This window comes from Coleofasciculus sp. (genome assembly GCF_046539235.1).
Taxonomy (GTDB): domain Bacteria; phylum Cyanobacteriota; class Cyanobacteriia; order Cyanobacteriales; family Coleofasciculaceae; genus Coleofasciculus.
On the sequence record NZ_JBKHHI010000296.1, the window covers coordinates 1 to 8,497 of the forward strand.

An 8,497-nucleotide genomic window follows, 5' to 3' on the forward strand; every position below is an offset into this window, starting at 1 on the left:
CGAGACTGGTTTCAACGGGAAACTCGTCAAACTTGGCGGTTTCCTCAAAGGTGATCATTTTTCCCTTGAGATCGGCTAAGGAGTCAATCTCGCTTTCTGCCAAGGTAAAGATCACCCCATAGTATTCACCCTTTCCATCCTTCCAGCGGCGCAGGATGGGTTTGGCTCCAGATTTATCGCTGACAATCATGGCAGGGTAGGGACTGTCAACGTAGATATCGACTTTGCCTTCTTTGAGCAGGCTTGCCATTGTATCTAAGTCGGGGGCAACTTTCACCTCACCCACACCAATGTCAAATTTTTCCAAGCGGGCGGCTAGGTAATCTGCCATGGGCTGGAATTTCTCTATCTTGGCGGCGGGGTTTTTGTTAAAGAGTTGATGAACCTGTCCCAGAACTCTTCTTTATTGGTGTAAGACCATGCTAAATAAGGAGTGAATAACTAGGTAGTTTTACTCGACTTTTCAAGTTAATTTTTGTAAACAAATTGCTCTGTAGCGCTGGCTGGGAATTGTGCATTGGTCGTTCTGTCCCTGGCAAACAAACGGTGTTCATTTCGCTTAATATATTAAGAAATGTAAAAACATCAGCTATTCTTACCCAAATCAGCGGCAATGTTGCTTTACAAAACGTAACTTCTTGGGGTTAACTATACCCACCTTCTTACTTACCTGTATCCGAATCAGGAGGTTCATCACCCATGTCTAGGCGTCAACATTCACTCATTCATCGAATGCCCAGTATCGTTCAGTCAACCCTACAGTCAGCCGTCTTAGTCGGTATGGTGGCGACACCAGCCGCCGCGATTAATCTCAACCTGACACCCATCGGTTCCTTCTCGACAGAAATTTTCGCGGACAGCACCGCCGAACAAACGGCGTATGATCCGATCACTCAACGGTTGTTCGTGACCAGTTCCGGTCAACAGCAGATTAATATCCTTGATATTAGCAATCCAACGAATCCGTCGCCGTTCACAAGCATCAACCTTACCAGCTATGGCTTACCCAACAGCGTCAGCTATAACAATGGTCGATTTGCTGTCTCTGTCACCAATGAGATACCGCAAAATCCTGGTTTTGTGTTGTTCTTCGATGCGGAAGGGAATTCCCTACATGACCCGGTTTCAGTTGGTTCAGTCCCCGACTCACTCACCTTCACCCCAGATGGCACCAAGGTTATTGTGTCTAACGAGGGGGAGTTGAATGATGATTACCCAGATACTGATCCAGAGGGTTAGAAGGGTTACTGTTCATTGCGGCTAACGACAGTCCCAATGGTAATCCCTTGGTGGTTACCGCCAATGAAACCAGTGGAACCTTGAGTGTCTTTGAAGTTGAAAGCGTACCCGAACCCAGTTCTGTATTAGGTTTATTACTATTTAGTTCCTTAGGCTGGCTTGGATTAAAACGCAAGCGCCCCCACTAATACCGAGTTGCGCTCAAACATAGTAGATAGGAAAAGCAGGGGAAGCAGGGGAAGCTTGTAGAGACGTGCCATGGCGCGTCTGGAGCAGGGGGAGGGAAATTTATATCTTTGAATGCAACTTGGTATAAATCCTAAGGATGATGGCATTTAAACCAATAGCGGTTGGGGTATGAGTCCCCCGAATTAATTTGGGTGTAGAGACGTAGCATGCTACGTCTCTACATCTTCGGATAATCATAAAGACTGATTTAGACAGAGTTAATTTATTTAATTAGATAGAAGCGAGGAGTTACAGTAAATTGATATCCTGAACTTAATCGTGACATAGACATCAATAAGCATTAAGGAGAGAATTCTATGAATATTATTGCTTGGCTCGTATTAGGTTTAATTGCAGGCGCACTGGCTAAACTCATTTATCCCGGGCATCAAGGCGGCGGAATCTTTGCCACTATTGGCTTAGGGATTCTCGGTGCTTTCGTCGGAGGGTTTCTGGGTAAACTCTTGTTAGGCTCGTCCGGAGCCGCCGCCGCCGCTTCAGGCGCTCTCAGTATTGGCAGTATTATCTTTGCCGTTCTCGGTGCCTTGCTGTTAATCTTTATCTGGGGTTTAGTCACTCAGAAATCCGCATAGTCAACAACCCCACCCACAAGGGGATGGGGCTTGTAACTAGACGAGATTACTCTCGCCCGAAACATACGGCGCATTGACTGACGCCTGCTCTTCCGTCCTCTCAAGGGTTACGCCAACCATGACAAATTAGACCTTAGACTACAACTTGGTATAAGTCCTGGTAATGATTCTTGACGTTCCCATGGGTTGCCCTCTAGCCTATATCGAATAAGATGTTGAAGGCATCATGTTTGAGGAGGGAGCGGTTCAATGTGTGGAATCGTTGGTTATATTGGTACGCAACCAGCAACAGATATTTTAATGGCAGGGTTAGAACGACTCGAATATCGAGGCTATGATTCTGCCGGAATTGCCACCGTTTGGGAAGGGGAAATTCAGTGCGTTCGCGCTAAAGGCAAACTCTACAATTTACGGGAAAAACTGGAACGTACCGATAACCAAGCCCGACTTGGTATTGGACATACCCGTTGGGCAACTCACGGGAAACCGGAAGAATATAATGCCCATCCCCATACCGACACCCATCAGCGCGTAGCCGTGGTGCAAAATGGCATCGTGGAAAACTATCGAGAACTACGGGAAGACTTGAAAAAACGGGGACATGAATTCCGTTCCGATACCGATACCGAAGTGATTCCCCACCTAATTGCCGAGTTTCTCCCCGAACCCTCAACCCCAGATATTCAACACCCGAATGCCTTGCTAGACGCTGTGCGCCAAGCGGTGAATCAACTCCATGGTGCGTTTGCGATCGCGATTATTTGTGCAGACTATCCCGATGAATTTATTGTCGCACGACAACAAGCTCCTTTAATCCTGGGATTTGGTCAAGGAGAATTCTTCTGCGCCTCCGATACTCCCGCCCTCGTTCCCCACACCCATGCGGTGTTGAACCTAGAGAATGGGGAACTGGCACGGTTAACCCCCCTAGGGGCAGAAGTCTATAACTTTAACGGGGAACGTCTTCGCAAATTCCCCCGCACCCTTAACTGGAATCCTGTACAAGTCGAAAAACAGGGATTCCGTCATTTCATGCTCAAAGAAATTTTTGAGCAACCGGGTGTGGTGCGAACCTGTTTAGAAGCTTATATTAGCAGTGATTGGTCTGCGGGAGAAAATGATAGCAGTAGCGCGATACCTGATCAAAACCCAGTCGCCGGAGACACCCCATCCATAACCACGCCAATACAATTAGGACTTCCTGAGTCGTTGTATGAAAACTTAGAACATGTTCAGATATTGGCATGTGGTACCAGTTGGCACGCCAGTCTGGTCGGGAAATACCTGATCGAACAACTCGCTGGAATTCCCACGATGGTACAATATGCCTCAGAATTCCGCTATGCCCCCTCACCCTTGACGCGCAATACCCTCACCATTGGCGTTACTCAATCGGGAGAAACTGCTGATACCTTAGCGGCGTTGGAGATGGAAAAACGACGGCGTACTGGTTTAGGACAAGAGTATCAGCCGCGACTGGTGGGGATTACCAATCGTTCCGAGAGTTCTCTGGCGCATTTAGTCCCGCATATTATTGAGACGTTTGCGGGAATGGAAATTGGTGTTGCGGCAACGAAAACCTTTGTCACTCAATTGGTGGTATTTTACTGTTTAGCACTGGATTTAGCCTATCAACGCCAAACCCTACCCCCGTCACGGATTGCCGAAATTATTGCTGGGTTGCGTCAACTTCCCTCCCAGATTGAGTTGGTGTTATCGCGTCAGGAACATTATCTGGAAGAATTAGCCCATGAGTTTGCCGAAACCCAAGATTTCATCTTTTTAGGGCGTGGGATTAATTTCCCCATCGCTTTAGAAGGGGCGTTGAAGCTTAAGGAAGTCAGCTATATTCACGCCGAAGGGTATCCTGCGGGGGAGATGAAACATGGACCCATTGCCCTATTGGATTCTAAAGTTCCCGTGGTTGCGATCGCGATGCCGGGTACTGTGTATGAAAAGGTGCTATCTAATGCCCAAGAAGCCAAGGCGCGAGATGCGCGATTAATTGGGGTGACACCCATGCATGATCCAGAAGCGGCTCAAACCTTTGATATTTTATTATCGGTGCCAGTGGTGGAGGAATTATTATCTCCAATTTTGGCAGTAATGCCCTTACAACTTTTGGCATATCACATTGCGGCGCGGCGGGGTTTAGATGTGGATCAGCCGAGGAATTTGGCAAAATCAGTCACAGTGGAATAAGTGCCAAATCTTATGTTCCAGAGTAAAAAGAAATGCCGAACAGCTTATTATACAGATGTCGAGACGTATCATGGCACGTCTGTAGGGGCGGGTTTCACCGATAACCTTTGGCAAAAACTGATAACTTAATTAAACCCGCCCTCTTTCCGGTTGAGTAGAGGGCGACCCGACCTAATTGAGTGGACTGGTGTTGTTAATTAGACCAAGCGGGTCGCCCCTACAGTGGGTTTTTCGGATGCAATTACCGCCGCCACTGCAATCCGTTCAATCTCCCCATTACTGATTGGAAACGTCTAAACCCATTACTTGACGATAGTGGGCTTCAAACGGCTGGATGCTTTTAGACTGGCGACTACTCATCCATTCACTTTGCTCAAATAATTCCTTCCTTAATTCATCGATATCAATGCGGGTTACTTTTCCATTGGCAACCACTCGTTCCCCATTCACCCAAACCGTATCAACTACATTTGTCGGACGCCCTAATACCAGTGAAGCGATCGGATCAGTACGGGGTAATACAGATAAATTGGTCAAATCATATAAGACTAAATCAGCTTTTTTGCCGATTGTCAACGAACCTAACTCATCCGCTATATTCAACCCCTTTGCCCCGCCTAAGGATGCCATCTTAATCGCCTGACGCGGCGTAATCCAGTGGCGATAGTCTAAATCGGTAGTATTGTGCAATAATGTACCAATTTTAATCGCTTCTAAGACATCTTGGGCATCATTACTGGCTGCACCATCACAGCCAAAGGTAACATTAATTCCGGCTTTCCGGTAGTTCAAAATGGGTGCAATCCCACTTCCTAAGCGCAAATTACTCAAGGGATTGTGAACCACTGTTGATCGCGTTTGGGCTAAAATCCCAATATCGGCATCATCTAACCAGACACAGTGCGCCAAAGAGGTGCGCCGACTCAAGTAGCCAAGCTGTTGTAAATGTCTTACCGCACTACAGCCGTATTTTTCTTGCGCTAGTTGCTGCTGTGCTTTTGTTTCCAATAGATGGGCGTGACGACATAAATTCTCGCGATCGCTTAATTCAATGCAACCCTCCAACAGTTTATCAGAACAGAGTTGTATCCCCGTTGGTGCGACGAGAATGTTGATTCCTGATTCGGGATGATGAAATCGCTGCACCACCTCCTGCATAAATGCCAGGATTTCCTCGGTTGAGTGATGATAAGGATCATGGTTTTGCTTCACACCCCCATCGGGAATCCCCTGCGACAGGGATTCATCTTGAATCAACGGACCAATAAATGCCCGAATTCCAATATCTTGATAAGCCCGAACCGCCGCCGCAACGGTTTCAATTTCTTTCCCTGGAATTAATACCAAATGATCGACAACCGTTGTCCCACCAGACAGTAATGTTTCCACGGCTGTCCCCAACGCACTCAAATAAACCTGTTCTGGTGCTAAAGGTGTAAACTCATAAAGTTGGGCAATCCACAGTTCTAAAGGTAAGGGTGGAATAATACCCCGTTGCCACATCTCCGAGGAGTGAGTGTGGGCATTAATGAAACCGGGAAGAAGCAGTTTATTTTTCCCATCGACTGTAGTATTCCTTTCCCCAGAATTAACAGAGGAGTGAGGCACAATTGTGGCAATCCGATCTGCCTCAATTTGCACATCTACGGTTGTATAGTCCGGATCAATAGGGATTAAAACGTGTTGAATTGTACAACTCACAGATTGAACCTGATGTATTGTTCGTAGTAGGCACGAAGCGTGCCAGAAGCGCTAAAGCACTGACGACAAACTTGTCAGCTAAATGAAATTATTTTATCATATTTTTTCAGCGATTGGGGCAAACAGTCAGTCTTTCAACAAAGCTTATTAAGTTTTATTACAAATTTTACCCAATAGTTATTGGGTTGAGTCTGATCACGACAATGACGACTATGATTATGACGAGGATGATTAAACAACAGGTTAATGAATCTCTCCGGCTGTTTTGATAAATTTTTGTAAAATCTCAGTCACTTCAACGCCCTAATTTATCAGACAATTAGGGCGATGACTCATCGATCATCACTTGTAAGTGGATCGAAACTGAGTACAATTATTGGGATATCTATCATTCATTACTGCCATGAATCAACCGTTACGGACATTAGGTGTAGCCCCCAATGCTTGGGGAGTGAGTGATGCGATCGCGGATCTCACTCGCCCCTCTCTAATCCCTCATCCCATTACCCTTACCACCGAAACCAAAAGCCTGCGCCTGGATTTAGTCAAATCTGCCATCCTAATCATCGACATGCAAAATGACTTCTGTCATCCCGATGGCTGGTTAGCCCATATTGGCGTAGACGTAACCCCAGCCCGCAGCCCAATTGCACCCCTTAAAAGCTTGCTTCCCCAGTTACGAGATGTCAACGTTCCTGTGATTTGGGTGAACTGGGGAAATCGTCCCGACTTACTCAATATTAGTGCTGGATTGCGCCATGTTTACAACCCCACAGGCGCCGGAATTGGACTCGGTGATCCCTTGCCCAAAAATGGGGCAAAAGTACTAACAAAAGATAGCTGGTCGGCAGCAATTGTAGATGAATTAGACCGCAAACCCGAAGATATTTATATTGACAAATATCGCATGAGTGGCTTCTGGGACACTGCCTTAGACAGCATTTTACGCAATATGGGCAAAACCACTCTTTTCTTTGCGGGTGTCAACATTGATCAATGTGTCATGGCAACATTACAAGATGCTAACTTCCTGGGATATGATTGTGTTTTGCTTAAAGATTGTGCGGCAACAACGTCTCCTGATTACTGCTTTAAAGCCACTATTTACAATGTTAATCAATGCTTTGGCTTTACCAGCGATTCCCAATTACTTCTGAAAGCCCTAAAAGCTTAACAATTTTAGAAGGCAGCAGGCAGAGGGCAGAAGGGCAGAGGAGACAAAGAAAATGGGGAGAGTTAGCAGCTACCAATGGTTGGCATCAAAAACGAATGACCAATGACCACTGACCACTGACAAATTGCAGGAGAAACTACCTATGGAATCCCGTTGTATGATTCCCGTTATCAAGTCCCCTAAGGACTACCAAGCCTATCGGATTAGTCCCCAGGATACTAACCGTATAGCCATTATCTTTGATCCGGCAATCGCGGATGCGTCATTAACCGTTTGCGTGGAGATTTTTGATGAAGGTGGCAAAACTCCCCCTAATCGTCATCAAATTGCTGTAGAAATGTTTTTTATCCTTAAAGGGGAAGGAATTGCCCGGTGTGATGGCAAAAATGTGCCATTTCGGGCAGGAGATAGTTTATTAGTCCCACCAACGGGTATTCATGAAATTATAAATACAGGTCGTGGTCGTTTATATGCGTTATGCTTCATGGTTCCTAATGAGGATTTTGTTGAACTGATTCGCAGCGGTACACCTGTAGATTTGGACAAGGAAGATTTTCGAGTATTGGGGCGTACTGATGCCGTGGTTCTGTGTTAGGGAATAGGGAATAGAGAAGATCGGGTAGATGAGGGAGATGAGGGAAAAGATTACCAATGAACAATCAACAATGAACAATCAACAATTAAAGACTTGCCCAGTAAATGGAATTGGTAATAACGTGCAATACACTAGGCTGATAATAGGTGGGATAAAGTTCGTCACCGGGACGAAAGTAAAAAATTTTACCTTTACCTCGGTGAAAACAACAGCCACTGCGAAAGACTTCACCCCCCTCAAACCAACTGATAAACACTAAACTATCCGGATTAGGAATATCAAAAAATTCACCATACATTTCCTCAGTCGCCAGTTCAAAGGACTGATCTAAACCTGCTGCAATGGGATGGGATGGATCAACAACCCAAAGCCGTTCTGTTTCGCCGTCATTACGCCATTTGAGACGACAAGATGTACCCATCAGCCGTTTAAAAATTTTGGAAAAGTGACCCGAATGCAATACAATTAAACCCATACCAGACAAAACGCGCTGATGGACTTTATCGACGATAGTGTCTTGTACTTGGTCATGGGCAATGTGTCCCCACCAGATTAAAACATCTGTTTGGTTAAGGATGGCATCAGTTAATCCATGATCAGGTTGGTCTAATGTGGCAGTTTTAACCGTTAATCCTGAGGATTGCAAATGTTGCGCGATCGCGTGATGAATGCCATCAGGATAAATCTTAGCAACCTCAGGTTGTTGTTTTTCCACTTGATACTCATTCCAGACGGTTACGCGAGGATTGGCTGTCATATTATAAA

The 8,497-nt window shown here is 45.8% G+C and carries 9 protein-coding genes; 6 read left to right on the forward strand and 3 right to left on the reverse strand.

Annotation, left to right across the window (positions count from 1 at the left end; translation table 11 throughout):
• The coding region (locus tag ACLFWI_RS21730) for a phosphate/phosphite/phosphonate ABC transporter substrate-binding protein (protein WP_446414645.1) at window positions 1-331 on the reverse strand (331 nt) is incomplete at its 3' end.
• 368 nt (window positions 332-699) lie between these two features.
• On the opposite strand from ACLFWI_RS21730, the gene ACLFWI_RS21735 reads away from it, so the two are divergent.
• From ACLFWI_RS21735 to glmS, 4 genes are all read left to right on the forward strand, one after another.
• The gene (locus ACLFWI_RS21735) at window positions 700-1,239 is read left to right on the forward strand and encodes a choice-of-anchor I domain-containing protein (protein ID WP_446414646.1); all 540 of its coding nucleotides are present in this window, start codon (window positions 700-702) and stop codon (window positions 1,237-1,239) included.
• Between the two features lie 50 nt (window positions 1,240-1,289).
• Window positions 1,290-1,427, forward strand: coding sequence for a PEP-CTERM sorting domain-containing protein (locus tag ACLFWI_RS21740; RefSeq protein ID WP_446414647.1), 138 nt, complete (start codon window positions 1,290-1,292; stop codon window positions 1,425-1,427).
• Window positions 1,428-1,784: 357 nt separating this feature from the next.
• The gene (locus ACLFWI_RS21745) at window positions 1,785-2,060 is read left to right on the forward strand and encodes a GlsB/YeaQ/YmgE family stress response membrane protein (protein ID WP_446410894.1); all 276 of its coding nucleotides are present in this window, start codon (window positions 1,785-1,787) and stop codon (window positions 2,058-2,060) included.
• Between the two features lie 249 nt (window positions 2,061-2,309).
• Window positions 2,310-4,262: a glutamine--fructose-6-phosphate transaminase (isomerizing) gene (gene glmS / locus ACLFWI_RS21750; RefSeq protein WP_446414648.1), complete on the forward strand. Its 1,953-nt coding sequence runs from the start codon at window positions 2,310-2,312 to the stop codon at window positions 4,260-4,262.
• 276 nt (window positions 4,263-4,538) lie between these two features.
• Here glmS and ACLFWI_RS21755 read toward each other — a convergent pair whose 3' ends face one another.
• Window positions 4,539-5,963, reverse strand: coding sequence for an amidohydrolase (locus ACLFWI_RS21755; protein ID WP_446414649.1), 1,425 nt, complete (start codon window positions 5,961-5,963; stop codon window positions 4,539-4,541).
• Between the two features lie 403 nt (window positions 5,964-6,366).
• Between ACLFWI_RS21755 and ACLFWI_RS21760 the strand changes: the two genes are divergently transcribed.
• Complete coding sequence (locus ACLFWI_RS21760) at window positions 6,367-7,137, forward strand: cysteine hydrolase family protein (RefSeq protein ID WP_446414650.1); 771 nt, start codon at window positions 6,367-6,369, stop codon at window positions 7,135-7,137.
• 142 nt (window positions 7,138-7,279) lie between these two features.
• A complete protein-coding gene (locus ACLFWI_RS21765) occupies window positions 7,280-7,732 on the forward strand; it encodes a cupin domain-containing protein (RefSeq protein ID WP_446414651.1) in 453 nt (150 codons plus the stop codon).
• Window positions 7,733-7,817: 85 nt separating this feature from the next.
• On the opposite strand, the gene ACLFWI_RS21770 is transcribed toward ACLFWI_RS21765, so the two are convergent.
• Complete coding sequence (locus tag ACLFWI_RS21770) at window positions 7,818-8,489, reverse strand: ThuA domain-containing protein (RefSeq protein WP_446414652.1); 672 nt, start codon at window positions 8,487-8,489, stop codon at window positions 7,818-7,820.
• Window positions 8,490-8,497: the final 8 nt, after the last annotated feature.